This is a genomic window from Streptomyces sp. MB09-01, assembly GCF_033794505.1.
GTDB lineage: Bacteria > Actinomycetota > Actinomycetes > Streptomycetales > Streptomycetaceae > Streptomyces.
On sequence record NZ_JARAYQ010000014.1, the window covers coordinates 1 to 25,024 of the forward strand.

Consider the following 25,024-nt stretch of genomic DNA (forward strand, 5'->3'; position numbering starts at 1 on the left):
GCACGGTGGGGGTGCGTACGGGGCAGGGCGCCCCGCCCCGTACGCACCCCCACCGTGCTGCAGATGGAGGCGGTGGAGTGCGGCGCCGCCGCCCTGGCCATGGTGCTCGGCCACCACGGCCGCTTCGTCCCCCTCGAAGAACTGCGCATCGCCTGCGGCGTCTCCCGCGACGGCTCCCGCGCCAGCAACCTCCTCAAGGCCGCCCGCGGGTACGGGCTGAAGGCCAAGGGCATGCAGATGGACCTGGCCGCGCTCGCCGAAGTGAGCGCACCGGCCGTCCTCTTCTGGGAGTTCAACCACTACGTCGTCTACGACGGCACGGCCCGCCGGCTCGGCCGCAGGGGCGTGTACGTCAACGACCCCGGCAAAGGCCGCCGGTTCGTCCCCATGGACGAGTTCGACACCAGCTTCACCGGTGTCGTCCTCACCTTCGAGCCCGGCGACGGCTTCCGTCGCGGCGGCCGCAAGCCCGGCGTCCTGGGCGCCATGCCGGCCCGCCTGCGCGGCACTTCGGGCACCATGGCCGCCGCCGTGCTCTCCAGCCTGCTCCTGGTCGTCGTCGGCGCGTCCGTGCCGGCCCTGAGCCGCACCTACATCGACATGTTCCTCCTCGGGGAGCAGACGTCCCTGCTGGGCGTGCTGTTCGCCTCGATGGCCGTCGCCCTCGTCCTCACCGCGACCCTCACCGCGCTGCAGCAGGCCAATCTGCTGCGCGGGCGGATCATCTCCTCGACCCTCGGCAGCGCCCGCTTCTTCCGGCACCTGCTCAGACTTCCGGTCGCCTTCTACTCCCAGCGCAACCCGGCCGACCTGGTCCAGCGCCTGCAGTCCAACGACGCGGTCGCCGAGACCGTCGCCCGGGACCTGGCCGCCGCGGGCGTGGACGCCGTGGTCGTCGTGCTCTACGCGGTGCTGCTGTGGACGTACGATCCGCAGCTCACCCTCGTCGGCGTGGCCGTGGCCCTGCTCAACGTGGTGGCGATGCGGATCGTGATCCGGCTGCGGGCCACCGGTACCCAGAAGCTGCGCGCCGAGAGCGCCCGGCTCACCAACACCTCGTACAGCGGTCTCCAGCTCATCGAGACGATGAAGGCCACGGGCGGCGAGAACGGTTTCTTCCGCCGCTGGGCCGGACAGCACGCCGTCACCCTCGACGTGCAGCAGCGGCTCGGCGTGCCCAGCGCGTGGCTGGCGATCGTGGCGCCCACGCTGGCGGCGTTCAACAGCGCGCTGATCCTGATGGTCGGCGGCCTGCGGGCGGTGGACGGGCACCTCACCGTGGGTCTGCTCGTCGCCTTCCAGGCCCTGGTGACCAGCTTCACCGCGCCGATCTCCCGGCTGGGCGGCGTCGCCGGCCGGATCCAGGACTTCGCGGCCGACGTCGCCCGCCTCAAGGACGTCGAGAACTTCCCCGTCGCACCGGTCCACGCGCGGCGCGAGCCTGCCGCCGGCACCCGCCGCCTCAAGGGCCAGGTGGAGCTGGAGCACGTCACCTTCGGCTACAGCCCGCTCGACGCCCCGCTGCTCAAGGGCTTCTCGCTCTCGGTCGGCCCCGGTCAGCAGGTCGCGCTCGTCGGCGGCTCCGGGAGCGGCAAGTCCACCGTCTCCCGGCTGATCTCCGGCCTCTACACCCCCTGGGAAGGGGCCATCCGCATCGACGGGATGCGCCTGGAGGACATCCCGCGCGGCGCGCTGGCGGCTTCCGTCTCCTTCGTCGACCAGGACGTCTTCCTCTTCGAAGGCACCGTCCGCGACAACGTCACGCTGTGGGACCCCACTCTCGAGGACGAGGCCGTCATCGCCGCGCTCGAGGACGCCGCCGTGTACGACGTGGTCGCCCGCCGCCCCGGCGGCATCCACAGCCGCGTCGAGCAGGACGGCCGCAACTTCTCCGGCGGCCAGCGCCAGCGGCTGGAGATCGCACGTGCGCTGGTGCGCCGCCCCAGCGTCATGGTCCTCGACGAGGTGACCAGCGCCCTGGACGCGGTGACCGAGCAGGTCATCATCGACAACCTGCGCCGACGCGGCTGTGCCTGCGTGGTCATCGCCCACCGGCTGAGCACGGTGCGCGACAGCGACGAGATCGTCGTGCTCGACCGGGGCACGGTCGTGGAACGCGGGCGGCACGAGCACCTGGTCGCGGCGCAGGGGCCGTACGCCGCCCTGGTCAAGGAGCACTGAGGTGACGCACGCGCACCACGCCGCCGCCGTGCCCGCCGCCGCGGGCACCGCCGCCGCAGGCACCACCCCTCCCGCCGGCCTGCCGGGCGCTGCCCCGGACCCGGTCGTCGCGGCCCTGGGCGCCCTGGGCTCGCCCGTCGACTGCACGGGCCTGCGCAGCCTGTCCCTGGAGGGCCCGCTCGTCCTGTGGCTCGTCGTGCAGGGCGAGCTCGACCTGTTCGCCGTCGACGCCGCGCAGGGCGGGCACTGGCACTTCCTGGGCCGCCTGGAGCCGGGCACCCTGCTGCTGGGCCCGGCCGAGGGCCCTGACCACACCCTGGTGGGCCGGCCCCTGCAGGGCTGCCGGCTGCGCCGGATCGAACTGCGGGAGCTGTACCGCCCGGAGTACGGCGATCTGTTCCACGACGGCCAGTTCCACGGCGAGCAGTCCCACGGCGGTGAGTTCCACGTCGGCCCGTTCCACGGCGGACCGTGGTACGCCGGTCAAGGGCACTACGGCGCCCCCGACGCAGGACGGCTGAGCCCCCTCGAGGACGCCTTCGCGCGCGGGATCGGCCGCGGCCTGCGCGTGCTCTACCAGGCACCGCTGGACGGCAGTGCCACCACCGGGCATTCGGGCGCCGACGACGACATCCTGTGGATGCAGATCACCCCCGGCAGCGTGCAGTACGGCGCCGTCTACGAGACGGAGGCGGTCGGCACCCTCCTCGTCGACGCGGCGATGTGGCAGGGCATGGTCGACCAGCAGTACCGGCTGCTGTACGCCCTGGACGGCTGGATCGAACAGCTGGAGCGCGCGCACGAGGACCGCGCGGCGGCCGGCATCGAGGCCGGCCGGGCAGCCCGTACCCAGGCGGACCGGACGCTGCTGGCGTCCATCGCCCGCTCCGGCCGGCATCCCCACCGGAGCGGGAGCGCCGACGCGACCTTCGCCGTATGCCGCCTCGTGGCCGACGCGGCCCGCATCACCCTGTCCGAACCGGGCGAGTCCGGTGCCGCGTCCGGGCAGACGGACCCCGTCGAACGCATCGCGCTCGCCTCGCGGATCCGCACCCGTGAGGTCAGGCTCGGCGGGCGCTGGTGGCGGGAGAACAGCGGTCCGCTGGTGGGCCGTCGCGAGAAGGACGGCGCGCCGGTCGCCCTCCTGTGGCGGCGCGGCGGCTACGAGGCGGTCGACCCCGCCGCCGGCACGCGCGAGCGCGTCGCCGAGACCGACGGGACCGCCTTCGAACCGCGCGCCGTCATGCTGTACCGCCCCCTGCCCGACGGACGGGTGGGCCTGCCGGCGCTGCTCCGGTTCAGCGTGCGCGGCACCTTCCAGGAGCTGCGCAGCCTGATCCTGGGCGGGCTGGTCGCCGTGGTCCTGGGCACGCTCGTGCCGATCGCCACCGGCCAGGTCCTCGGCCGGTACGTTCCGCAAGGCGAGAACGGCCTCATCGTGCAGACCGGGCTGGCACTGATCGCGACCGGCATCGTCTCGGCCGCCTTCATGCTCCTGCAGAACACCTCGCTCCTGCGCATGGAGGGCCGTATCGAGGCCACCCTGCAGCCGGCGGTGTGGGACCGGCTGCTGCGGCTGCCGACGAAGTTCTTCGCCGGCCGCTCCACCGGTGAACTGGCCGGCGCGGCCATGGGGATCAGCGCCATCCGCCGTGTGCTGTCCGGCATCGGCCCGGTCTGCGTACAGGCGGGCGCGGTCGGCACGATGAACCTCGTGCTGCTGCTCGTCTACAGCGTGCCGCTGGCGATGGCGGCGCTCGCCATGCTGGTCGTCATCGCAGCCGTCTTCCTGGGCCTGGGCCTGTGGCAGCTGCGCTACCAGCGCCGGCTGATCAAGCTCGGCCACCAGCTCAACAACCAGGCCTTCCAGACCCTGCGCGGCCTGCCCAAGCTGCGCGTCGCCGCGGCCGAGAGCTTCGCGTACGCGGCCTGGGCACGCGAGTTCGCCCGTACCCGCGACCTGCAGCAGCGCATCGGCCGGATCCAGAACGTCATCACGGTCCTGGGCGCCGTCTACCTGCCGCTGTGCACGCTGGTGATGTTCGTGCTGCTGGCCGGACCGGCCCGCGGCGCCATGTCCGCCAGCGAGTTCCTGACCTTCAGCACCGCGCTGACGATGCTGCTGTCCTCGGTCACGCAGCTGACGGGCGCGCTCATCTCGGCCGCCGCCGTGCTGCCGATGTTCGAGCAGATCAAACCGCTCCTGCGGGAGACCCCCGAGGTGGTCCGCTCCAGTACCCGGCCCGGCGAGCTGACCGGCGCGATCGAGGCCAAGAACCTGTCCTACCGCTATGCCGACGACGGCCCGCTCGTTCTCGACGACGTCGACTTCCGGGTACGGCCGGGCGAGTTCATCGCGATCGTCGGGGCCAGCGGCTGCGGCAAATCCACCCTGCTCCGCCTGCTCATCGGCTTCGACAAGCCCGTCTCCGGCAGCGTGCTGTACGACGGCCAGGACCTGGCGGCGCTCGACCAGGCGGCCGTGCGCCGCCAGTGCGGTGTCGTCCTGCAGAACGCCCAGCCCTTCACCGGCTCGATCCTCGACTGCATCTGCGGCGCCGGGACGTTCTCACCGGAGGAGGCGTGGGAAGCCGCCGCGATGGCGGGCCTGGCGGAGGACATCAAGGCCATGCCGATGGGCATGCACACCATGCTGTCCGACGGCGGCGGCACCGTCTCGGGCGGCCAGCGCCAACGGCTGATGATCGCCCAGGCCCTCATCCGCAAGCCGCGCATCCTGTTCTTCGACGAGGCCACCAGCGCCCTGGACAACGAAGCCCAGCGCGTCGTCATCGAATCCACCCGCGCCCTGCACGCCACCCGCATCGTGATCGCCCACCGGCTCTCCACGATCATGGACGCCGACCGTGTGATCGCCATGTCGGAGGGCCGCATCGTCCAGCAGGGCCCGCCCGCCGAACTGCTCGCCGACACGACCGGCCTCTTCCACACCCTGGTCCACCGCCAACTGCGCTGACGCCGTTCCGGCGGCGGTCACCGAGTGGGGGAGGCGGTCAACGCGTCGACGAGCCGGGCGAATTCGGCACGCTGCCCGCCGGTCAGCGTGGCGTAGAGGGGCGCCTGCAGCTCATCGGTGAGCCGCTCGGCACGCTGCCGGCGGGGGATCCGGGCTGCGTCGACCGGCTGTGGCTCCTGCCATCCGTAGCGGGTGGCCTGCTCGACGCCGAGGTCGATGACCATGGCCGCCCGGGCACTCAGCCCGCACTGGCGCACCGCCACCAGATGGCAGGCGCCCCGGTGTTCCCGCAGTACGTGGAGGCGCTGCATGGCCGTCCCGACCGGGTCGTCGTCCGGGCAGGGCTGAGCGCGCCAGCCGGCGAACAGGGGCAGCGCGTCGGCGTCGGCGGCGTCGATCAGCTGCTGTGCCAGGCGGTTGAAGTGCTCCACGTCGGCGTCGGCGGGGATGTTGGCGCGCCCCCACGTCCGGACGGCCCGTGCGTAGCAGGCAGCGGCTCGCTCCGCCGGCATCACGGGCCGACCCGCCTCCCAGCCCGCGCCGACCAGGTGGGGGCCGAGGAAGCCCTGTACCGCTTGGACCACCGGGGCGGGTGCCTCACCGAGCACCCCGAACCGTCCGCGGCAGTAGAAGCCGCGCCCCGGGGGGAACCCCGCGCGCAGACCGACGGCGGCGGTCGCCTCGTGCGACATGAACGCGTCACCGAAGTCGTGGATGGGCCGGGCAACTGCGGCGATGCAGTCGAAGATTTCCATGCGCTGAAGGTCGCCCATCCTGACTGAACAGGTCAAGGGGATGTTTTCTGTCGGAACCCTTTAGCTAAGCTATCGAGTCATGCTGGATGTCCGCCGTTTGCACATGCTCAAGACCGTCGCCGCCCGCGGTTCCATCGCCGCGGCCGCCCAGTCGCTGGCGCTGACCGCCGGCGCCGTGTCCCAGCAGCTGTCCGCCCTGCGGAACGACGTGGGCGTCGACCTGCTGCGCCCCGACGGGCGAACCGTGGCGCTGACGGAGGCGGGCCGGGTGCTCCTGGAACACGCGGACCGGATCCTCGCTGCCGTGGACGAAGCCGAGAGCGCCCTCGCTGCGGTCAAGGGCGCCGTCGGAGCCACCGCCACGCTGGCCGCGCTGCCGTCGACCGTCGCCAGGATCGTGGCCCCCGCGCTGACCGCACTGGGCTCGGACCACCCGCAGCTCGCCGTGACCTGTCTCGTCACCGACCAGGCGCAACTGCGGGAACTCGCGCTCGGCACCGTCGACGTGGTGCTGGGGCAGCGGTATCACCACCTGCCGGACACCGCGCCCCGGGGCATCGAGGTCTCGCCGCTGCTCGACGATCCGCTGCTCGTCGTCACCGCGCCCGGCCAGGCCGACGGGCGGCCCGTCGCCCTGCGGGAGTTGGCGGCGCACAACCTCGCCGTGCCGCCGCCGGCCACGGAGTGCGGCCAGGCCATCCTGCACGCCTGTAACCAAGCCGGCTTCACGCCCACGGCGCGCTACGTCACCGCCGACATCGCCGCCCAGCTCACCCTCGCCCGGGCAGGCCTCGCCACCGCACTCGTCCCCCGGACGGCCATCGACCCGGCCGCGCCGGGAATCCGTACGGCGCCCATCGAGAACCGCCCGATCCGGCGCCTCCTGTTCGCCGCGACGCGTCACACCGAGAGTGCGAACCCGACGCACACCGCCGTCATCGCCGCGCTCCGTGCCGCCGCACGGAGTGAAAGTTGACATCGCCAACCGTTGCGCAATACCGTCATATTACTTAATGACATAAACCATCCATATCCTTAAATTCCCTGCCGCCTGGCCAGCACCATCAGAGGAAGGGCACAGACATGAACCCCGCCCAGCACGGAGCGGCCGTCGCAGCCGAGACCGCCGAATTCGTCGCCACGGTCAGGGCGGCCGACCTCTCCACCCCGGTGCCGACCTGCCCCGGCTGGACGCTCGAGGACCTCACGCGGCACGTCGGCAGCGTGCACCGCTGGTTCACCGAGCTGCTCCGCCGGCGCATCCAGCAACCGCCGACCAGCCGTGCGGTCGACCTGCGCCTCCCGGAGCACCCCGACACACTCCCGGACTGGCTGGCCGCGAGCGCGGGGGAGGCCGCCCAGGTGTTCGCCGCCACCGACCTGGACGCACCGATGTGGGCCTGGGGGGTCGACCAGCACGCCCGGTTCTGGGTTCGGCGCATGCTCTTCGAGACCCTCGTCCACCGGGCCGACGCCCAACTGGCACTCGGGCTCGCGCCGCACGTCGAGCGCACACTGGCGGTCGACGGCATCGACGAGTTCCTCACCAACCTGCCGTTCGCCTCCTCCTTCGCGCCGCTGACCGCCCAACTGCGCGCCCCTGACCGGACCGTTCGCTTCAGCTGCACGGACGGCGACGGCGACTGGCTGGTCGCCCTGCGTGCCGACGGCTTCGCCCTGGTGGCCGACCGTGCCGGGCCCCGCGCGGCGGACGCCACCGTCCAAGGGACCGCCGCAGACCTCCTGTTGCTCCTCTACGGCCGCCTGGACCACCGGAGCGACGTCTTCCGTCTGCTCGGCGACCCGGACCTGCTCGCCCAGTGGTTCGCCCACTCGGCCTTCTGACCGCGAGGCCCGCGCAAGGGAAGGGCCCGCCCCGGGCACCCGCCCCCACTATGCTCGCGCCAGGAGTGCAGGACGGGCATGAGGGGGAGCATGAGCCGGGTCGTCGTGGTGCACGGGGTGGGGCGGCAACTCGACACCGCCGAGACCCTGTTGGCAGAGGTGGAGCCCGCACTGCGCGGCGGGGTCGGACTGGCGCTGCGCCGCGATCCCACGCTCGGACGGTTCGCGGACGCCGACATCGCCTGCGCGGGATACGGGGACCTCTTCCGGTAGCCCGGCACGCGCGGCGAGCCGTACTACCGCGCCGAGGACGTGGAACCGGGCTTCGAGACCGAGCTGCTGGAAGCCTGGTGGCGGGAGGCCGCCCGGCTGGACCCCCGCATCCCCGGACCGGACCCCGCCGGCCCGGACCGTACGGGCCCCGGCGCGGGCGGTCCGCCCGGCCCGGGCCCCGCCGCCGGCCGTCTCGCCTCCCGCCCCCTCGCCGGGGACCGGGTCCGCCGCGCCCTGCACGCCCTCACCCGCACCCGCTTCTTCGGCGCCGTCTCCGACCGGCTGCTCATCTCGGACCTCAAGCAAGTGCGCCGCTACTTCACCGAGCCCGAGCTGCGTGCCGCCGTACGGGCGCGGGCCGCGGAGCTGATCACGCCCGGGACCCGGGTGGTCGTGGGCCACTCGCTGGGCTCGGTGGTCGCGTACGAGGCGCTGTGCGCACTCGGGCCGGACCGGCCGCCGCTGTCCCTGGTCACCCTCGGCTCCCCGCTGGGCCTGGCCGGGCTGGTCGCGACCGCCTGCAGCCCGCACCGCGGCAGGACGGTACGGGGATCTGGCCGGCCCCTGTCAAGGAGTGGACCAACCCGGCCGACCGGGGTGACGCGGTCGCCCTCGTCCGCGAACTCGCGCCCCGGTTCGGGCCTGAGGTCCGGGACGTGCCCGTGGACAACGGCTCCGAGATGCACAGCATGCGCGCCTACCTGACGGCGGTGGAGACCGGGACGGCGATCGCCGCCGGGCTGGTCCGGTGACGCACGGCCCCCGCACCGGGCGCCCCCGCACCGGGTGCCCCCGCACAAAATGCACCGAACGGCCCGGCCCCCGACGGCCTCCACCGGTACGTCTTCGCCTTCGGCACCGGCACGTTCACCGCCGACCCGCACCTCGAAGACCTGCCCGGCGTGCCCGAGGACCTGAGCCGGGTCAAGGCCCTCTTCTCCTCCCTCGGGTACGCGGAGATCCTCCCGGAGCTCGACGGCGCACCCGATGCCCAGCAGGTGCGCGCCGGTCTGGAGGACTGGCTCAAGGCGGACGAGCGCTGCAAGGAGGACGTGCTCGTCGTGTACTACGCGGGTCACGGCCTGCGCGACGAGCGCTCCCACCGGCCCACCTGTCGCAACAGCCGGCAAGACCGGATGAGCACCACCCTCGCCTCCCGTGAACTGGCCGACCTGCTGGCCGACACCCGGGTCGGGCACGTCCTGCTGCTGCTCGACACCTGCTATGCCGAACTGGGCGCGGGTGGACTACCGGCCCGCCGGGTCCGAGGGGCTGTGGCTGGTCGCCGCGGCCCGCTTCCGGGAGCTCGCGTACGACCACGCCTTCGTCACCGCCCTGGAGGCCGCGGTGCGTGCGGGCACGGCCGGGATGCGGCAGCCGTACCTGACGAGGCGCTGGCCGAGCACCTGCGCGATCCGCGGCGCAGCCGCGAGGACCAGCGCCGGATGACGGCTGAACTGATCGCCTCGGTGCCGCCGCGGACCGACGGCGGAGCCGACGCCGAGGACGAATCGGTACCTGGCCGGCCGTGGGGCTCACGGTCGCCGTCCTCGTCGCCGCCAACCTGGCCGTGCACCACTGGACCGGCCTGTTCGGCCCGGTGACGGCCGTCGTGGTCAGCGCCCTCCTGCTCGCCGTGCTCTTCGGGGCCGGCGGCACCCTGGCGGACGCGGGCCTGGCACCCGGCACACGGGCCCGTGGTGCCCGTTGGGCGCTGGCCCTGATCGGCCTGGTCGCCGTCGTCTACCTCGCCGGGGCCCTGCTGCCGGCCACCCGAACGCTGTTCGAGGACCGGCGGTACGCCGGGATGACCGGGGGCGAGCTGCTCCTCCTGCTGGTCCCCGTCGGCACCGTCCTGGTGGAGGAGATCGCCTTCCGCGGCGTCCTCTACGGTCTGGTGTGCCGCGAGCGCGGCGCGGCATGGGCGACCGCCGTGTCCAGCCTGTTGTTCGGCCTGTGGCACGTGCTGCCGTCCCTGCACCTGGCGACGGCGAAACCCGCCCTGAACACGGTCTTCGGGGACTCCGCGGCCGGTGCCGCCCTCGCGGTTCTGGCAACCGTGCTGTTCACGGCGGCGGTCGGCGTCCTCTTCTGCGAGCTGCGTCGCCGCAGCGGCAGCCTGCTCGCTCCCATGGGCCTGCACTGGGCGGTCAACGCACTCGGCTACCTCGCCGGGTTCCTGCTGCGCTGAGCTGACCGCGCGACGGCGCAGGCCCCGCGGCCGCGGGCTCAGCGCTCGGGCCAGATGATGTCCCTCAGCCGGTCCAGGTCCTGCGCCGTGAATCCGGCGGACCGCATGACGGCGTTCCAGCCGTCGACGTACGCGGCCTTGTACGTGTGGCCGTGCCCGTCCGGAACGCCCGTGGAGAACGGCAGGTCGGCGGTGACCTGCCAGAAGGTCACGAGGGGCTTCCAGAACATCCCTTCGAGCACGTCCGAACCGGGCGCCTCGCCGATCCAGTCGGGTCCGGAGAAGGCCGGCCCGGGGCTCCGGCGCGCCCCAGCAGCCGGGCAGCGCGAAGCGGAACGGCCGGCGGCGCTTGCCGGAGCCGGGGGACGGTTCGGCGGTGGCCGGGCCGGGCCGCCGGGCTCCTCCACTCCGCCGTCCGCCGTGCGCGGTGCCGGCCCTTGCGACGGCGGAACCGGCGGGTCGTGGCTCATGGCTCTCCTCCACGGCCATCGTCCCGAGGCCCGGCCGGTCGTGCCCTCCGGTTCACGGGTGGCGCCACGCGGCGTGTCCTTGCCGACGTCGGTCCGGCACGCTCCGTCGACCTGTAGGAACGAGGTCACGCGTGGTGCGGCGGGTGGAGTGGAGGGCTGGTCATGAGCGGTGGCGCCTGGACCGTTGCGGCGGTGGCGGCCGTCACGGCCGCGTACGCGCTCGGCTCGCGGCGGCTGTCCTCGACGCCGTTGTCGTCGGCGATCGTGTTCGTCGGCTGCGGCGTTCTCCTCGGGCCGGCCGTGCTGGGCGTCATCGACCCGGAGCAGGAGGCCGCTGCGATCGTGGCGCTCCTCGAAGCCACGCTGACGCTCGTACTGTTCACCGATGCCCTGACGGTGCGCAGACGGGACCTTCGGACCGGCGGCTTTCTGCCCGGTCGTCTGCTGGGTATCGGACTGCCCCTGAGCATCGGCGCGGGCTGGCTCCTCGCATGGCCCCTGCTGCCGGGGCTGACGATGTGGGAGCTCGCCCTCGTCGGCGCCATCCTCGCGCCGACCGACGCCGCCCTCGGGAAGACCGCGATGTCCCACCCGCGGGTACCGGCGCTCGTCCGTGACGGACTGAACGTCGAGAGCGGCTTGAACGACGGCATGGTGCTGCCCTTCTTTGTTCTTTTCCTCGCGGCCATCCCCGGCACGCACTACGCGCAGGAGGGCGTCGCGGGTGTCTTCTGGCGCGCCCTGGTGCTGAGCACCGCCATCGGCCTGCTGATCGGGTGGCTGGGAGGCCGGCTGCTGCAGTGGTCCCGGGCCCGGGGTTGGGTCGCGCACGAGTGGTGGCAGGTCTACCCGCTGGCCGTAGCGGCAGCGGCGTACGAACTCGCCGTCGTGACGGACGGCAGCGGGTTCATCGCCGCCTGGGTGGCCGGCTTCGCCTGCGGTTTCGTCCTGCGCCACTCCCCGGCGGGAGACGAGCAGGGCGACGCCGACCGCACGGCCGAGTTCACCGAGACCCTCGGAGGACTCCTGGCGGCGATCAGCCTCCTCGTCTTCGGGGCGGTGCTGCTCGGCCCCACGCTGGAGCACCTGAGCTGGCGGATCATTCTGTACGCGGTGCTGAGCCTCACCGTCGTCAGGATGCTGCCGGTGGTCCTCGCACTGGCCGGGAGCGGACTACGGGCCCGCACGGTGGCGTACATCGGCTGGTTCGGCCCGCGCGGTCTCGCGTCCGTGGTGCTGGCGCTGCTCGTGGTGGAGGAACACGTTCCGGGGGTGGACCTCCTGGGGCGGGTGGTCGCGGTCACCGTCGGCCTCAGCGTCCTCCTGCACGGCGTCTCGTCCGCACCGCTGGCCGAACGGTACGGCCGCTGGTACGAGAAGGCCGCGGCAGCCGACCGTGATCTGCGCGAGGGCACGCCCGTACCCCGCGGGCGGGCTGCGCAGGGTGGTGACCGCCCCTAGCCTGAAGTGGAGGCCTGCGGACGTTCGTGTCCACGGGAAGTCGGCCGACCGGGTACGCAGGGATCGGGATTCCCGACCGGCAGCCGGTGGAGCGGTGGGAGGTTGCCCCATGAGCAGGCGCTGGGCCGCGCGTCTGGCCCTGGCGGCCGGCGCAGCGGCGGTTGCGGTGCTGGTGGTCTTCGCCGGGCTCGGCAGCCTCGTGCTCATGGGCGTGGGGTGGGCGGGGCTGGTGCTCACGGCCGCCGGTGGGTGGTGGATGCTCACCCACACCGGCTGGATCAGGGTGCTGGCCGTGCTGCTGGTCGTCGCCGCGCCGCTCGGCGTCCTGATCCTGTACGCGGCCGCCGGGCTGCTGTGGGTGGTGCTGGTCTCGCTCGGCCTGTGGGCGCTGGCCGTTTCCGCAGGCAGGGCCGCGCTGGTCGAAGACGCCCCGCCCGGCATGCCGGAGCGCTCCGCCGGCCGGCCCGAGCGGCCGTTCCTGATCATGAATCCGCGCTCGGGCGGCGGAAAGGTCGAGAAGTTCCACCTCGCGGAGCGTGCCAGGGCCCTGGGCGCCGAGGTCGTCGTGCTGGATCCGGCCCGGCCGCAGGACGTGGCCGAGCTGGCGCGGAGTGCCGTCCGGGGCGGCGCCGACCTGCTCGGCGTCGCGGGCGGCGACGGCACGCAGGCCCTGGTCGCGGGCATCGCCGCAGAGCACGGCCTTCCCTTCATGGTGATCAGCGCAGGCACCCGCAACCACTTCGCCATGGACCTGGGCCTGGACCGGCAGGACCCCTCCACGTGTCTGGAGGCACTGACCGACGGCGTCGAACTGCGCATCGACCTCGGATACCTCCAGGCGGGAGAACCGGAGGGCGAGTCGGAGGGCGGGCCCGCGGGCCCGAGCGAAGGGCGCGTCTTCATCAACAACGCCTCGTTCGGCGTGTACGCAGAAGTCGTGCAGAGTCCCGCCTACCGCGACGACAAGGCCCGCACCATCCTGGAGATGCTGCCGGACCTGCTGACCCACCACACCGGCGCGCGACTGAGGGTCCGTGCCGGTTCGCTGGCCAAGGACGGTCCCCAGGCCGTACTCGTGAGCAACAACCCCTACGAGAGGGGCGACCCGGCCGGACTGGGACGCCGGGGGCGTCTGGACTCCGGCCGGCTGGGGGTGCTGTGTGTCGGGGTCGGCAACGCCGCCGAAGCGACGGAACTCCTGTTGCGCGGCAGTCAGGGCCGCGGGCTGACCGAGGCCACCGCCCAGGAGGTCGTCGTCGAGGCCGACGCTCCCGTCATCCCGGTCGGTGTCGACGGCGAGGCCCTGACCCTGCCCACTCCGGTGCGCTGCCGTCTCGCCCCCGGCGCCCTGCGCGTGCGCGTCCCCCGGAACCGGCCCGGCGTCCCGCAGGTCGCGCCGCCGATGGACTGGCGCCGAGTGAGACGCCTGGCGCTGACGATGGGGCGGGTCGCGGCGGGCCGCGAGGCCGCCTGACCAACGGCTGCCGGGTCCCTCCCGCCCGGCGGGCGGTCACCGCTCGTCGGCGGGCGGAGGACCCCCGGATCCGGGCTCGGGCCCGACGGGCGGCTCGGCGGTGGTGACCGGCCTCCACTCGGCCCCGGTGCGCAGGCGGAAGGCCGCGACGGCGGCCTCCACGGTGGGGAAGAAGTGGTCGGGGTCGATGGTGCGGGTGAGCTCGTAGCGCTCGATCTTCCGACGCACGGGGTCCTTCAGCTCGGCGAACACCAGGTGCACCTGGTCCGCGTTGAGCGCCTCGTCGAGGTCCTCGAGGACGTCGGCGGCGGTGGTGTCCACGTCGGTCATCGGTTCCGCCGCGACCACGATCCAGGTCGGCCGCGGGTCCGCGCCGGCCAGTCGCCTGATCTCGTCGCGGAAGGTCTTGGCGTTGGCGAAGAAGAGGGGGGCGTCGAACCGGTAGATCACCAGGCCCGGTAGCTGCCGGGCCTGCGGGTAGGACCGGATGTCGTGGTAGCCCTCCAGGTCCTGCACCCGCCCGAGCACGGTGCGGTAGGGCCACCAGGCGCGCCGGAAGACGTTGAGGACGGACAGGGCCACCGCAATGCCGATCCCGGCCAGCACGCCGAGCAGGGCCACGCCGACGAAGGCCGCGCAGCACAGCAGGAACTCCGTACGGCTCTGCCGCCACAGCCGCACGGACCCGGGGACGTCGGCCAGGGACAGCGACGCCGTGATGACCACGGCGGCAAGGGCCGGCTGGGGGAGATTGCGGAACAGGCCCGGAACCAGTACGAGCATGAGGACGATGAGCGCTGCTCCGACGACCCCGGTGAGCTGGCTCCTGGCCCCCGCGCGCTCCGCCACCGCCGTACGGGATCCGCTCGTGCTGACGGGGAAGCCCTGGAAGAGACCGGTGGCCAGGTTGGCCACGCCGATGCCCGCCATCTCCTGGTTGCCGCGGACCTCCTGCCCCGTACGGGCAGCGAAGGCCGAGGCGTTGGAGATCGTGTCGGCCAGTGACACCAGGGCGATGCCCAGCGCACCGCCGAGCAGCAGCGGCAGGTCGGCGGGGCGCACGTCGGGGATCGTGAACGGCGGGAAACCCTCGGGAAGTTCCCCGACCAGCCCGACGCCGTGCGCGCCCAGGTCGAGGACAGTGGCCCCGGCGATCGCCAGGACCACCATCACGAGCACCGCGGGGACCTTCGGCAGGAAGCGCTGCAGCAGCAGGATGACGACGATCCCGCCGACGCCGACCGCGGCGGCGGCCGGCACCGTCGCCCCGTCGGCGAGGCTCCGCACGAAGCCGGTGCACTCACCGATCAGGTTGTCCGCCTCGACCTTGAAGCCGAGGAGCTTGGGCAGCTGACCGATCAGGATGGTCAGCGCCAGACCGTTCATGTACCCGATCATCGTCGGTTTGGAGATCAGATCGGCGATGAAGCCGAGCTTCGCCAGCGAGGCCAGGATCATCACGGCCGCGACCATCAGCGCGAGCATCGACGCCAGCGCGACAGCCCGTTGGGGATCCCCGTCGGCCGCCACCAGGGGCAGCACGGTGGCGGCGATCATCGGACCCAGCGAGGAATCGGGGCCCAGCACCAGGATCCGGGACGGCCCGCACACCGCGTAGCCCAGCAGGCAGAGGACCGTCGTGTACAGCCCGGTGATGGCCGGCAGGCCCGCCAACTCGGCGTACGCCATGCCCTGCGGCACCAGCAGCGTGGTCAGGACGACTCCCGCCACCAGGTCCTTGACCAGCCACTCCCGTCGGTAGGACGAAACCGCACGGATCCCGGGCACGGCCCGCACCCGGGAGACGAGCTTGCGGTTCCCCTGCCGGGCCGGCGCGGACCGCCCTCGCATCAGATGCCTCCGGACCGGCGGGCCAGGAGCTTGCCCGGCTCCCACAGGAGCAGGAGCAGGAGCACGGGCAGGAGCACGAGCACGAGGGCGGCCGGCACCGCCCGGCCGAACTGCCGGGCATCGATTTCCGTGGTCCCCAGGAGACGGCGGAAGCCGTCCGCCGACCGGTACCCCGTCTCAGGCACGGGGTACGGGCGATCGACGCCGAACGCAGTGACGACCGCCTCCGGAGCGCGCGCGTACCAGCCGCAGGCCCCTCCGGCGGATTCCGTCCGCACCGTCATCGTCCTGCCTCCGATCCGTGGCCGCGGACGCGTCCACGCCGCTCGGGCGCCGGGGCCCGGGGCGTTTGGCCCCTCTAGCCGCGCTTCTTCTTCCCGGGCCGCCGGGGGGCGGAGTGCGGATCGGCCGGGGCCCCGGCGGGGGCCTCCCGCTCCAGCTCCCGTCTGGTGACGAGCAGGGCCTTGCGCGCCGCTTCCCCCACATCGGGGTACTGGGGATCGATGTCCATCAGCGTGTGTGCGAGGACCGCCGCCGCGCAGATCCGGGCGAACCACTTCCGGTCCGCCGGTACGACGTACCACGGCGCCCACTTCGTACTCGTGGCCGACAGCATCGCGGAGAAGGCGTGCTGGTAGTCGTCCCACCGGCGCCGCTCCCGGACGTCGGCCGCGGAGAACTTCCAGTTCTTCTCCGGCCGGTCGATCCGCTTCAGGAAGCGGATCCGCTGCTCCTCCTCGGACAGGTTGAGGAGGATCTTCACCACCTTGAACCCGTTGTCCGTGAGGTAGTGCTCCCACTGGTTGATCTCCCGGTAGCGCCGGTCCCACAGGTCCGGCCCGCGTTCGTCCTCCGGCAGCTTCTGCCGGAGGAGGTTGTCGGGGTGCACCCGCACGACGAGAACCTCCTCGTAGTGCGAGCGGTTGAAGATGGCGATCTCACCGCGCGCGGGCAGCCGCCGGGCGTACCGCCACAGGTAGTCGTGGTCGAGTTCCTCGGTGGAGGGCACCTTGAAGCTGCTGACCCGTACGCCCTGGGGATTGACGCCGCTCATCACGTGGCGGATCGTCCCGTCCTTGCCTCCGGCGTCGAGCGCCTGGAGACAGAGCAGGACGCCGTACGTGTCCTGCGCGGCCAGCCGCTCCTGGTACTCGGCCAGCAAGGACACCCCGGTCCGCAGCAGTTCGGCCCCGTCCCGCTTCTTCAGACCGGCCTTGTAGCGGGGATCGAAGTCCCGGTCCAGGCGTACCTCGGACCCCGGTTCCACCCGTAGCGGCCGGATGAACTCCGCGATGCGTTCGGCTCTCTCGTCCGACATCACCTGTCAGTCCCTCACTGGTCCGGGGCGGGCCCGGTGCGTCTCGGGCCCAGGAAGGCCGCGGCCGGCGGCATCGAGCTCCCTCCCGGGCCGGCGTTCGTCCCGGTCCGGGACGCAGGCCCTGACCCGGGCCTGCCGGAACGAGTCGCCGAGGGTCCCTCGTGCTCATTGTCTGCTCGCCCGGACGGGATCGCTCTCCGAGGCTCCGGCGTGACGGCCGCCACGGTGCAGCGGACGGCCTGCCGGGCGCCGCCCTTGTGCCCCAAGGCCGCGGGCCGCTGATCGCTCCGCGTGCGCGCGTACGTTCCACCCAGTAGCGTCGAGAGCGAGTGTTCCGTCCCAACCGCTGCGGCCCGGCCCGGCGGGCAGCCGCCGATGTCGGCAGAGGAACGAGACCACATGCCCAAGCACAGCATCCACGCGGCGGCCGCCGCGGCCGCCCTGGTCTGCCTGACGGCGTTCGGCCCCGTACCCGGCAGCGTCGCGTCATCGCCCGCCCGGTCCGCCGGGCAGCCCAGTCCGTCAGCCCCGACCCGGTTCGTGCCCGGTCCCTGTCCGAAGCCTCCCGAGCCGATCGAAGCGCTGAGCGACGCACGGTGCGGCTTCGTCGAGGTCCCCGAGAACCGCTCCCGCCCCGGCGGCCGGACCATCAAGCTGGCCGTGGCGGTCATTCCGGCCGTCACCCCGGCGAAGCCGGCACAGGACCCCGTGGTGTTCATGGCGGGCGGTCCCGGCGCCGACACCTTCGACGACATCCCCTTCCTCGTCGACTCCGGCCTGAACAAGGACCGCGAGCTGATCGTCATGGGCCAGCGCGGCAACCTCTACGACCAGCCGAACCTCGCCTGCCCGGAGGTCGACCGCTTCAACGCGCAGGCCGTGGGCCTGGGCTATGACTCACAGCAGGCGGAACAGCTCCTGCTGAAGGCGGTGGAAGACTGCCGGGGCCGCCTGACGGCCGACGGCGTCGACCTGAGCGCCTACAACAGCACCGAGAACGCCGCGGACTTCGCCGACCTGCGCAAGGCCCTGAACATCCCCAGGTGGAACGTCTACGGGTACTCTTACGGCAGCAACCTGGCCCTCACGTACCTGCGCCTGCACCCCGAGGGAATCCGTGCGGTGGCGATCGACTCGATCGCACCTCCCCAGGTCGTGACCCTGCCGTGGACATGGGGCAGCACCGCCGAGGGAATCCACAACATCTTCGAGGCGTGCGCGGCGCAGCCCGCCTGCAAGGACCGGTACCCGGACCTGCCCCGGCTGTTGACGGAGCAGGTGCGCAAGCTGGAGGCCAACCCCCTGACGCTGAACGCCACGCCGCCGAACGGAGGAGAGCCGGTCAAGACCGTCCTCGACGGGGGCGCGCTGCTGAACCTGATCGTCGCGTTCACCCCCCGGCCCAAGGACATCCCGGCGGCGCTCGACGAACTCAGCCGCGGAAATCCGGAGCGCTTCGCGCAGGCCCGCGCGGGCGGCTCGGTCCAGAAGGTCGGCGAGTTCGCGCACGGCCTGACGAACTCGGTCGCGTGCAGCGAGTGGGCGCCGGGGTACTCGGAAGCCGACGTGCTGAAGGCGGGCCGCAAGGCCTTCCCCGGGTGGCCGGACACGGTCCTGGCCCAAGTGCCGCAACTTCCCTTCCAGTATCCGGCCTGCCGGATCTGGAACGTCCCGGACCGCGCGGCCGTCCAGCGGGTGGCCACGGTCAGTTCGGTACCGGCACTCGTCATCTCCGGCACGTTCGACGTGAAGACCGGAGCGAGTTGGGCGAAGGGCGTGGCCCGCAACCTGTCCCGCTCGACCGCCATCCAGGTTCCTGGAATCGGCCACTGGGTGATTCCGCAGTCGCCGTGCGCGCAGCGCGTGCTGGCGTCGTTCTTCGCCCGCCCGACCGCTCCCGACACCTCGTGCGTGGACGGTCTCGAGCCCGAACCGTTCACGATCATCCCGAGATGACCGGGAGACCCCATGACACGCCACCACGAGCCCCGTCGCCGCCGCACCGTACGACGCCTCCGAGCCACGTCGGCCGCCATGGCGACCGGTCTCCTCGTCACCGGACTGCTCGCAGCGCCCGCTAAGGGGCAAACCCGCACCGACACCACCCCCACCCCCGGGGCGCCGATCGGCACGACCGCCCGGACGGTGGGCGACGCCCGCTTCGAACCGGGCCCCTGCCCGAAGACGCCGGAACCGATCGAGGCCCTCGAAGGGGCCCGCTGCGGAACGCTCACCGTGCCCGAGAACCGCACCAGACCCGGCAGCCGAACGATCGAACTCGGTGTCGCGATCGTGCCCGCCGCGACCGACGAGCCGAAACCCGACCCCATCGTGTGGCTCGCGGGCGGACCCGGCGACGACGCCGTGGGGGAGGCGAAGATGGCGATCGACGGTGGCCTGAACCGCGACCGTGACGTGATCTTCATGTCCCAGCGCGGAACGTACTCGGCCGAACCGACGCTCCTCTGCCCCAACATCGACGAGTTCAACGCGCGATCGGTCGGCCTCGTCTACGACGCTCCGTCCACCGAACGCCTGCACGTCGAGGCCACGAAAACCTGCCGCGACCAACTGGCGGGCCGCGGGATCGACCTCAGTGCCTACAACGACATCGAGAGCGCCGCCGACTACGACGACCTGCGCACCGCGCTGGGCATCAAGCAGTGGAACCTGTACGGCATCTCCTACGGCACCCACCTGGCGCTGGCCTACATGCGCCTGCACCCCGAAGGGCTCCGCTCGGTGGGCATCGACGGCATACTGCCGCCGTCCACGTCCGGGTCGGCCGCGACCTGGAGCAGCGCCCGGCAGGGCTTCGAGGGCCTGTTCAAGGCCTGCGCGGCCCAGCCGGCGTGCAACAAGCGCTATCCGAACCTGTCGGCCACCTTCGACCGGCTCGTCCGCGAACTCGAAGCCAAGCCGGCCACCACCACCGTGACGCTCCCCGGCAGCGACAAGCCGGTGAAGGTCACACTGGACGGCGGAGCCCTGGTGAACTGGATGACCTCCGCCACCCACGTCGCCCCCCAGGTACCCGCCGCCCTCGACGAGCTGGCCAACGGCAAGCCGCAGCGGATCGCCCAGCAGTGGGCGGGCGGCAAGGTCAGTCCCCAGGCCATCGGGAGGATTGCGCACGGTCTGGTCTACGGCGTCTTCTGCAGCGAGTGGACGCCGTACGAGACCCAGCAGGAGGCGCTCCGCGGCGGACAGGAGGCGTTCCCGTCGTTCCCCCGCTCGGTACAGGCCGAGGCCCCGCAGCTCACCTTCCTCCGTCCGGACTGCGAGGTCTGGAACGTCCCCGCGGCGCCGAGCTCGATCCGGGACGTCACGCGCGGCGACCTCCCGACCCTCGCCCTCTCCGGCAGCTTCGACTCCCAGACCGGGGCGGACAACGGGCCCTATGTCGCCCGTACGCTGCCCAAGGCCAAGGTCGTCACCGTCCCGTACGAGCCCCACGTGGTGTTCGCCACCTCGAAGTGCGCCCAGGAGATCGCCGTCTCGTTCTTCGACGACCCGGCCGCGCCGAAGACCACGTGCCTGAAGAACCTCAAGGCGCCCGGGTTCGAGATCGGACCCTGAGCTGCCCCGTGCGTCCGGCGGAGGTTCAACGGTGATCGGCAGGGTAGGCGACGGCCACTTGGTCGATCCCCTGGTGAAAGGCAACCACCCATGTTGATGGCTCACCCGGCCGTGCTCCCCGGCCTCGTCGACCGCTACTGGGCGCTGTCCGTACTCGATGCCGCGGAAGGCGACTCGCCCGTGCGGGCGGAGATCGAGGCCGTCGAGCGTGCCCTGTGCGTGTCCACCGGCACGACGGACGTGCACGCCGCCCTGATCGCCGCCCGCCACGACCTGCCTGGCACGGGCACTCTCGACGACTCCGTGCTCGCCTCCAGCTGATCGTTTCAGCAGTCCGTCGGCGCTACCGGACGTACGGGTTCGGAGGCGGGGCGGTGGCCGAATGTCTCTCGGGCGCGCCGGAGCGTCGCGGCAGAGGTCACCCGTTCGGATGCCAAGGGGTGCCGACGTGATGGGTGCGGCAGAGGCTGGGACCATGTCCGCCAAGCAGATCGCCCGCAGGAGGCCCCCGCGAGCCGCACGGTGCGTGCAGGGCCGGGCGCGAGTTCGCGGCACCAGAGTCCTGAAGGGGACGGGCCGCGGGGACGCGGCTCCGTGTCTGCACGCGGGCGCCGGGCAGGGGCTGGGCGGCCCGATCGCGGGCTGACCGCAGACGGGGTGCGGCGAGCAGAGGAGCAGCGGTGACCGAGACGGGCCCGATCGTGGTGTTCGCGAACTTCCTCTCGGACTTGGCGGTGGATCTCAGCGAGGGTCAGATCCTGACGCAGTGGGCACAACAGGCGCCGCGGAAGGCGTGGCTGCTCCGGCCCGGGGACGTGTTGGTCACTCCCGTGCCGTTGAGCCGGGAGTTCTTGCGGTACGTGTACGAGCTGACGGGAGTACCCCCGGAATCGGTGGCGGTCGTCGAGGTACCACCCGCCGGAGCCGTTCCGCTGGCGCGGGCGGTGCGCGAGGCCGGACTCGCCGGGCACATCCGGGCTCTCGCGGGTGACCGGGGCGCGGCGCTCCTGCCGACGGCACTGGACGCGTCGGCGATCGCGTTCGCCCGGGACACCGGCCTCGCGGTCCATCCGTACCCCACGGTCGAGGCGGCCGAGGCGGCCCTGAAGATGACCATGCTGCTCAACACGAAGACCGGGTTCCGTGAGGTGGCCGAACGGCTGGGCATGCGGATGCCGGCGGGGCGGATGTGCCGGCGCCCGGAGGTCGAAGGCGTGGCTCGCGAGCTCCTGGGGGACTACGAGCGCGTCGTGGTGAAGCCCGACCGGTCGGCGGGAGGGCACGGGATGCGCTTCGTATCCCGTGACGACCCGAAGGGCGGGGCGCCCCCGTTCCTCGATGCCGTCGGGGGACCCGAGGGCCTGTGGGTCGTGGAGGAGTGCCTCGACGTGGCCGAATCGGTCAGCATCCAGATGGAGGTCACCTCCTCCGGGACACGCGCGCTTTTCAGTGGTGCGATGCGCACGTCTCAGGGCTCGTTCACGGGGTACGCCTCCCCGCTGCCGCCGTCCTGCGCGCACGTGGCGGACGAGTTGGAGGAGTGGGGGAAGGCGCTGGGCCGTCATCTGGCCGATCACGGTTACGCGGGGCCGTTCGGGCTCGACGCCCTGGTGGACGCGGGCGGCGTCGCCTACGCGAGCGAGAGCAACATCCGGCGTACGGCCACCACCACACCGCACACCATGGTCACCCGGCTCACTGCGGAATCGGCCAACGCGTATCCGGCATGGTCGGTGTCGAAAGGCTGGACCCAGCGCCCCTTGGGCTTCGAAGGGGCCCTTGCCCGGCTGCGGGCATCCCGCCTCGCGTTCGATCCGGAGAGTGGCGAGGGGGTGGTCCTCTACGCGGACGCGCCGCCCGACGGCCGCTCCTGGCGGTACGCGGTGATCGCCAGGAGTGCGGGAGACGTGGAGGAGCAGGAGGCCGCGTTGGGTGAGGTCCTCGGATTCGGGGGTGGCTGACCCTACTGCCACGACGCCGGTCCCGGCACCCAGGAAGGGTGCCGGGACCGGCGTCGTCGTGCGGGAACGCGATCAGGCGGGGCGGCCGCCGAAGGGGCCGCCGGTGCCGTAGTAGGTGCCCAGCTCCTCCCGGTAGCCGGCGTCGCCGAGGTGCTTTTCCCGGTGGAACTCGGGGGCGTCCTTGATCTGTTCCTTGGTGCGGTCGACGAAGATCTTCCGCTCCTGCGGGTCGACCTTGACGACCGTGCTCGCCGGCAGCAGGACCTCCTTGCCGAAGATCCAGACGCCGGTGTCCACGACCAGGTAGGCGTCACCGACCTCGTCGGAGTGCTTGTCGACCTTGCCGATGCTCCCGTCGGTAGCCTCGACCTTGTATCCGGTGAGGTCCGTACCGGCCAGGTGGCCCGCAGTCGGCTGGTAACTCCACACATGCTCAGTCACGCGAAAACAACTCCTCCGGTCAATGGGGGACGGCAGGGAAAGAAGCCTCCGCCGATCCTCCTTGTTCCGTACGTCGTACTCGGCGGTCTACTGCGTTCCGCCTGGAATTCGTCTGCCCCGCTTCCACTGCTTCACGCACGCGGATCAAATGGGGACCGGGGCGGCCGTCGATCATTGGAGGTGAGCAGGTTCCCTGCTGCGTCGCGGCGACCGTCCCGGCTGCTGTCCGGATACCCCTGCAATCCGCCTTTGTCGGTGGCAGGTTCGCAAGGGCCGGGGTGACGACATGGTGATGGCCGGTCCGCCTCGGAAGGGGGACCGGCCATCACCATGCAGCATCTGAACTGCGCTGTTGCCGTGCGACTACCAGCGATACCAGCGGGCGCTACCACCCTTCGGTCGGGCGACGAATCCGATCAGCCACAGGATCAGGACGGCGATCGCCACCCACCAGAGAATCTTCACCGCGAAACCGGCGCCGAAGAGGATCAGGGCCAGCAGAAGAACAAGAAGCAGGGGAACCATAGTTATCAACCTCCGAAGCGTCATCTGCCCGACCGCATCCAGGACATGCATGCTAATCTTATTTGTTTCTTATCCCTGCGGCAGGGCAGGAGAACTCGCCTGTTTTCCAAGGCGGTCGGTGCCGGAACTTCGCCGGGAACGCGCGGTGACCGGCACGTCCGGCGGGAATGCCTTTACGTGGGCCGCCTCAATCGGCCGCTCGAGCGAAGCGATTGAGGCGGACCGCGCCAGGACGGAACATCCCACCTGAGGCCGGGTGAGGACTGCTGTGCAGCGTGGACGGCCGCCCCGGACGTGCGGGGGCTGGCGGGCCGCCGAGTTCTGGAACGCACCTGCAGAACCGTCAGTCGGAGCTGGTGGCTGCTCCCGGCCGGGTCACCGGCATCGAAGCCGGTGGGCGCCGCCCACGCTGCCACCGGGGTCACAGGCTGATCGGCCGGACGTCCGCAAAGGCCGCCGCACGCCACGGGATTGCGTCAAACCGGCTACGGAGACCCTGCCGAGTCGGTACTTGTCAGGCTCTGGCAAGGCTTTGCCGACCTGATCGGAGATCGGCGAGGAGACGGCCGGCATCCGTGAGGAGGGTGCCCTGCAGGGCCTGCACGGCCGAGGAGGCTTCCGGGGCGGTCCGTTCCTGCGGCTGCACCCGGTCGAGTTCTGCGGCCGCTTCGTCGATCTTCGCGTTGAGGAGCTCCGGATCGGTGGGCGACGCCTGGCCGATCTCCTCCATCGCGGTGGCCACGGCCCGCAGGACGGCGCCGAAGCGGGGACGGAAAGGGCCGGGGAGATTCCCGAGTTCCTCACTGACGAGGGCGTAGTCCAGGGTTCGGGTCATGGAGCGCAGGTGGTCCATGCTGCGTTCGGCGACGGTGATCGCTTCCCGGGCGCGGGGGAGGGCCTCACCGGCCCCGCAGGTGGTTCGGCGTGGGTTCATGCGGCCGTTTTCGATTTCGGCTTCGATGGCGTGCCGGATGCGTTCGGACTCGGCGGACAGCCTGCGCCAGTCGCGGCGCCAGTGACGCAGGTGATCTCGGTCGGGATCGTTCGCCTCGAGGGTGTCGGCGAGGTCGTTGAGGCGCCGGGCCATGGTGGCGTAGAGATCGGCGACGGCTTGCTGCCGACGGCCGGTGTGCCGGGCGGGTGCGAGGACGAGGTGGGCGGCGAGGCCGCAGAGCGCGCCGATGCCGACGGACGCGACCAAATGACCGATGTAGTCGATCTGCCCTTGACCGGAGGAGAACGCGAAGAAGCCGACGACGGCGACCTGGGTGCCCTGCTGCCCGAAGCGCCGGATCCTGCCGATGCAGAGCGCGATCAGGGTGAGGAGGGCGAACGTCCAGCCGTGGATGCCGGCGACGGCCGCCAGGGTTGCGGCGAGCGTGGCCCCCGCTGCCATCGCCAGCACGTACTGGAGGCAGTCGCGCACCGAGCGGTACACGGTCGCCTGGAGTGACACCAGCGTGGTGAACGGCGCGAACGTCGAAACTGACGGCGGTAGCAGGTAGCGGGCCAGGGTCCACGCCGCCATCGCCGCGATCACGGTCTTGGCGCCGAGCAGCACCTCGTCCCGCTCGCTCCCGGCTCCCCGCACGGCGCGGCGCAGGTAGCCGACCCGCTCTGTGGCCGCCGACCGGATCCTTCGCGTCATATCCACCCATCTGGGCAAGTTCGACCACCTCCGACGTTCGTTTGCCCCGCCCACCTGTACTCAACGCCCGGGGC

General features: G+C 72.0%; 21 protein-coding genes and 1 pseudogene. 14 read left to right on the plus strand and 8 right to left on the minus strand.

Annotated features, from left to right (window positions below; genetic code table 11):
- Together PV721_RS05055 and PV721_RS05060 are read left to right on the plus strand one after the other, a co-directional pair.
- Positions 1-2,181 (plus strand): NHLP family bacteriocin export ABC transporter peptidase/permease/ATPase subunit (locus PV721_RS05055; protein WP_416371024.1); only part of this gene is annotated, 2,181 nt, incomplete at its 5' end.
- Between the two features lie 79 nt (positions 2,182-2,260).
- The gene (locus PV721_RS05060; protein ID WP_319721648.1) at positions 2,261-5,158 is read left to right on the plus strand and encodes an NHLP bacteriocin export ABC transporter permease/ATPase subunit; all 2,898 of its coding nucleotides are present in this window, start codon (positions 2,261-2,263) and stop codon (positions 5,156-5,158) included.
- Positions 5,159-5,175: 17 nt separating this feature from the next.
- Here the strand turns inward: PV721_RS05060 and PV721_RS05065 are convergent, their stop codons facing one another.
- Complete coding sequence (locus tag PV721_RS05065) at positions 5,176-5,913, minus strand: SCO6745 family protein (RefSeq protein WP_319721581.1); 738 nt, start codon at positions 5,911-5,913, stop codon at positions 5,176-5,178.
- Between the two features lie 79 nt (positions 5,914-5,992).
- Between PV721_RS05065 and PV721_RS05070 the strand changes: the two genes are divergently transcribed.
- The 6 genes and pseudogenes from PV721_RS05070 to PV721_RS05095 all read left to right on the plus strand — a co-directional run bounded on the left by PV721_RS05070 (position 5,993) and on the right by PV721_RS05095 (position 10,222).
- Positions 5,993-6,889 (plus strand): LysR substrate-binding domain-containing protein, encoded by an 897-nt coding sequence (locus tag PV721_RS05070; protein WP_319721582.1) that lies wholly within the window; start codon positions 5,993-5,995, stop codon positions 6,887-6,889.
- 107 nt (positions 6,890-6,996) lie between these two features.
- Positions 6,997-7,758, plus strand: coding sequence for a maleylpyruvate isomerase family mycothiol-dependent enzyme (locus tag PV721_RS05075; RefSeq protein ID WP_319721583.1), 762 nt, complete (start codon positions 6,997-6,999; stop codon positions 7,756-7,758).
- 78 nt (positions 7,759-7,836) lie between these two features.
- Entirely contained in the window at positions 7,837-8,031 is a 195-nt protein-coding gene (locus PV721_RS05080) for a hypothetical protein (RefSeq protein ID WP_319721584.1), read from the plus strand.
- 39 nt (positions 8,032-8,070) lie between these two features.
- The gene (locus PV721_RS05085) at positions 8,071-8,736 is read left to right on the plus strand and encodes a hypothetical protein (RefSeq protein ID WP_319721585.1); all 666 of its coding nucleotides are present in this window, start codon (positions 8,071-8,073) and stop codon (positions 8,734-8,736) included.
- Between the two features lie 158 nt (positions 8,737-8,894).
- Positions 8,895-9,635: pseudogene (locus tag PV721_RS05090) on the plus strand (caspase family protein); the annotation flags it as partial.
- Positions 9,560-10,222, plus strand: coding sequence for a type II CAAX prenyl endopeptidase Rce1 family protein (locus PV721_RS05095; protein ID WP_319721586.1), 663 nt, complete (start codon positions 9,560-9,562; stop codon positions 10,220-10,222). The pseudogene PV721_RS05090 and the gene PV721_RS05095, both read left to right, overlap by 76 nt.
- Before the next feature lie 38 nt (positions 10,223-10,260).
- Here the strand turns inward: PV721_RS05095 and PV721_RS05100 are convergent, their stop codons facing one another.
- Positions 10,261-10,692 carry an alpha/beta-hydrolase family protein gene (locus tag PV721_RS05100; RefSeq protein WP_319721587.1) on the minus strand — a complete coding sequence of 144 codons (432 nt, stop codon included), beginning with the start codon at positions 10,690-10,692 and terminating at the stop codon, positions 10,261-10,263.
- Between the two features lie 162 nt (positions 10,693-10,854).
- Here PV721_RS05100 and PV721_RS05105 point away from each other — a divergent pair, with 162 nt between their 5' ends.
- Both PV721_RS05105 and PV721_RS05110 read left to right on the plus strand, forming a co-directional pair.
- Positions 10,855-12,153: a cation:proton antiporter gene (locus PV721_RS05105; RefSeq protein ID WP_319721588.1), complete on the plus strand. Its 1,299-nt coding sequence runs from the start codon at positions 10,855-10,857 to the stop codon at positions 12,151-12,153.
- 109 nt (positions 12,154-12,262) lie between these two features.
- Entirely contained in the window at positions 12,263-13,627 is a 1,365-nt protein-coding gene (locus tag PV721_RS05110) for a diacylglycerol/lipid kinase family protein (RefSeq protein WP_319721589.1), read from the plus strand.
- A 36-nt stretch (positions 13,628-13,663) separates the two neighbouring features.
- Here the strand turns inward: PV721_RS05110 and PV721_RS05115 are convergent, their stop codons facing one another.
- The 3 genes from PV721_RS05115 to PV721_RS05125 form a co-directional block, all read right to left on the minus strand.
- A complete protein-coding gene (locus tag PV721_RS05115; RefSeq protein ID WP_319721590.1) occupies positions 13,664-15,478 on the minus strand; it encodes a SulP family inorganic anion transporter in 1,815 nt (604 codons plus the stop codon).
- Positions 15,478-15,663: a hypothetical protein gene (locus tag PV721_RS05120; protein WP_319721591.1), complete on the minus strand. Its 186-nt coding sequence runs from the start codon at positions 15,661-15,663 to the stop codon at positions 15,478-15,480. Before PV721_RS05120 ends, PV721_RS05115 begins: the two co-directional genes overlap by 1 nt.
- A gap of 173 nt (positions 15,664-15,836) precedes the next feature.
- A complete protein-coding gene (locus PV721_RS05125; protein ID WP_319721593.1) occupies positions 15,837-16,796 on the minus strand; it encodes a polyphosphate kinase 2 family protein in 960 nt (319 codons plus the stop codon).
- 399 nt (positions 16,797-17,195) lie between these two features.
- Here PV721_RS05125 and PV721_RS05130 point away from each other — a divergent pair, with 399 nt between their 5' ends.
- From PV721_RS05130 to PV721_RS05145, 4 genes are all read left to right on the plus strand, one after another.
- Positions 17,196-18,752, plus strand: coding sequence for an alpha/beta hydrolase (locus tag PV721_RS05130; protein WP_319721594.1), 1,557 nt, complete (start codon positions 17,196-17,198; stop codon positions 18,750-18,752).
- Between the two features lie 12 nt (positions 18,753-18,764).
- Entirely contained in the window at positions 18,765-20,375 is a 1,611-nt protein-coding gene (locus tag PV721_RS05135) for an alpha/beta hydrolase (protein ID WP_319721595.1), read from the plus strand.
- A 90-nt stretch (positions 20,376-20,465) separates the two neighbouring features.
- Entirely contained in the window at positions 20,466-20,696 is a 231-nt protein-coding gene (locus tag PV721_RS05140) for a DUF5133 domain-containing protein (RefSeq protein WP_319721596.1), read from the plus strand.
- A 359-nt stretch (positions 20,697-21,055) separates the two neighbouring features.
- Positions 21,056-22,336 carry a peptide ligase PGM1-related protein gene (locus tag PV721_RS05145; RefSeq protein ID WP_319721597.1) on the plus strand — a complete coding sequence of 427 codons (1,281 nt, stop codon included), beginning with the start codon at positions 21,056-21,058 and terminating at the stop codon, positions 22,334-22,336.
- Between the two features lie 72 nt (positions 22,337-22,408).
- On the opposite strand, the gene PV721_RS05150 is transcribed toward PV721_RS05145, so the two are convergent.
- The 3 genes from PV721_RS05150 to PV721_RS05160 form a co-directional block, all read right to left on the minus strand.
- Complete coding sequence (locus tag PV721_RS05150) at positions 22,409-22,777, minus strand: PRC-barrel domain-containing protein (RefSeq protein WP_319721598.1); 369 nt, start codon at positions 22,775-22,777, stop codon at positions 22,409-22,411.
- 363 nt (positions 22,778-23,140) lie between these two features.
- Complete coding sequence (locus PV721_RS05155; protein WP_416371025.1) at positions 23,141-23,302, minus strand: hydrophobic protein; 162 nt, start codon at positions 23,300-23,302, stop codon at positions 23,141-23,143.
- 514 nt (positions 23,303-23,816) lie between these two features.
- Positions 23,817-24,950 carry an FUSC family protein gene (locus PV721_RS05160; RefSeq protein ID WP_319721599.1) on the minus strand — a complete coding sequence of 378 codons (1,134 nt, stop codon included), beginning with the start codon at positions 24,948-24,950 and terminating at the stop codon, positions 23,817-23,819.
- Positions 24,951-25,024: the final 74 nt, after the last annotated feature.

Bases quoted from the DNA above. Each gene is read 5' to 3' on its own strand.
- PV721_RS05065 (WP_319721581.1), bottom strand. From the start codon at position 5,913: ATGGAAATCTTCGACTGCATCGCCGCAGTTGCCCGGCCCATCCACGAC.
- PV721_RS05070 (WP_319721582.1), top strand. From the start codon at position 5,993: ATGCTGGATGTCCGCCGTTTGCACATGCTCAAGACCGTCGCCGCCCGC.
- PV721_RS05075 (WP_319721583.1), top strand. From the start codon at position 6,997: ATGAACCCCGCCCAGCACGGAGCGGCCGTCGCAGCCGAGACCGCCGAA.
- PV721_RS05080 (WP_319721584.1), top strand. From the start codon at position 7,837: ATGAGGGGGAGCATGAGCCGGGTCGTCGTGGTGCACGGGGTGGGGCGG.
- PV721_RS05100 (WP_319721587.1), bottom strand. From the start codon at position 10,692: ATGAGCCACGACCCGCCGGTTCCGCCGTCGCAAGGGCCGGCACCGCGC.
- PV721_RS05105 (WP_319721588.1), top strand. From the start codon at position 10,855: ATGAGCGGTGGCGCCTGGACCGTTGCGGCGGTGGCGGCCGTCACGGCC.
- PV721_RS05110 (WP_319721589.1), top strand. From the start codon at position 12,263: ATGAGCAGGCGCTGGGCCGCGCGTCTGGCCCTGGCGGCCGGCGCAGCG.
- PV721_RS05115 (WP_319721590.1), bottom strand. From the start codon at position 15,478: ATGCGAGGGCGGTCCGCGCCGGCCCGGCAGGGGAACCGCAAGCTCGTC.
- PV721_RS05125 (WP_319721593.1), bottom strand. From the start codon at position 16,796: ATGTCGGACGAGAGAGCCGAACGCATCGCGGAGTTCATCCGGCCGCTA.
- PV721_RS05130 (WP_319721594.1), top strand. From the start codon at position 17,196: ATGCCCAAGCACAGCATCCACGCGGCGGCCGCCGCGGCCGCCCTGGTC.
- PV721_RS05135 (WP_319721595.1), top strand. From the start codon at position 18,765: ATGACACGCCACCACGAGCCCCGTCGCCGCCGCACCGTACGACGCCTC.
- PV721_RS05140 (WP_319721596.1), top strand. From the start codon at position 20,466: ATGTTGATGGCTCACCCGGCCGTGCTCCCCGGCCTCGTCGACCGCTAC.
- PV721_RS05155 (WP_416371025.1), bottom strand. From the start codon at position 23,302: ATGGTTCCCCTGCTTCTTGTTCTTCTGCTGGCCCTGATCCTCTTCGGC.
- PV721_RS05160 (WP_319721599.1), bottom strand. From the start codon at position 24,950: ATGACGCGAAGGATCCGGTCGGCGGCCACAGAGCGGGTCGGCTACCTG.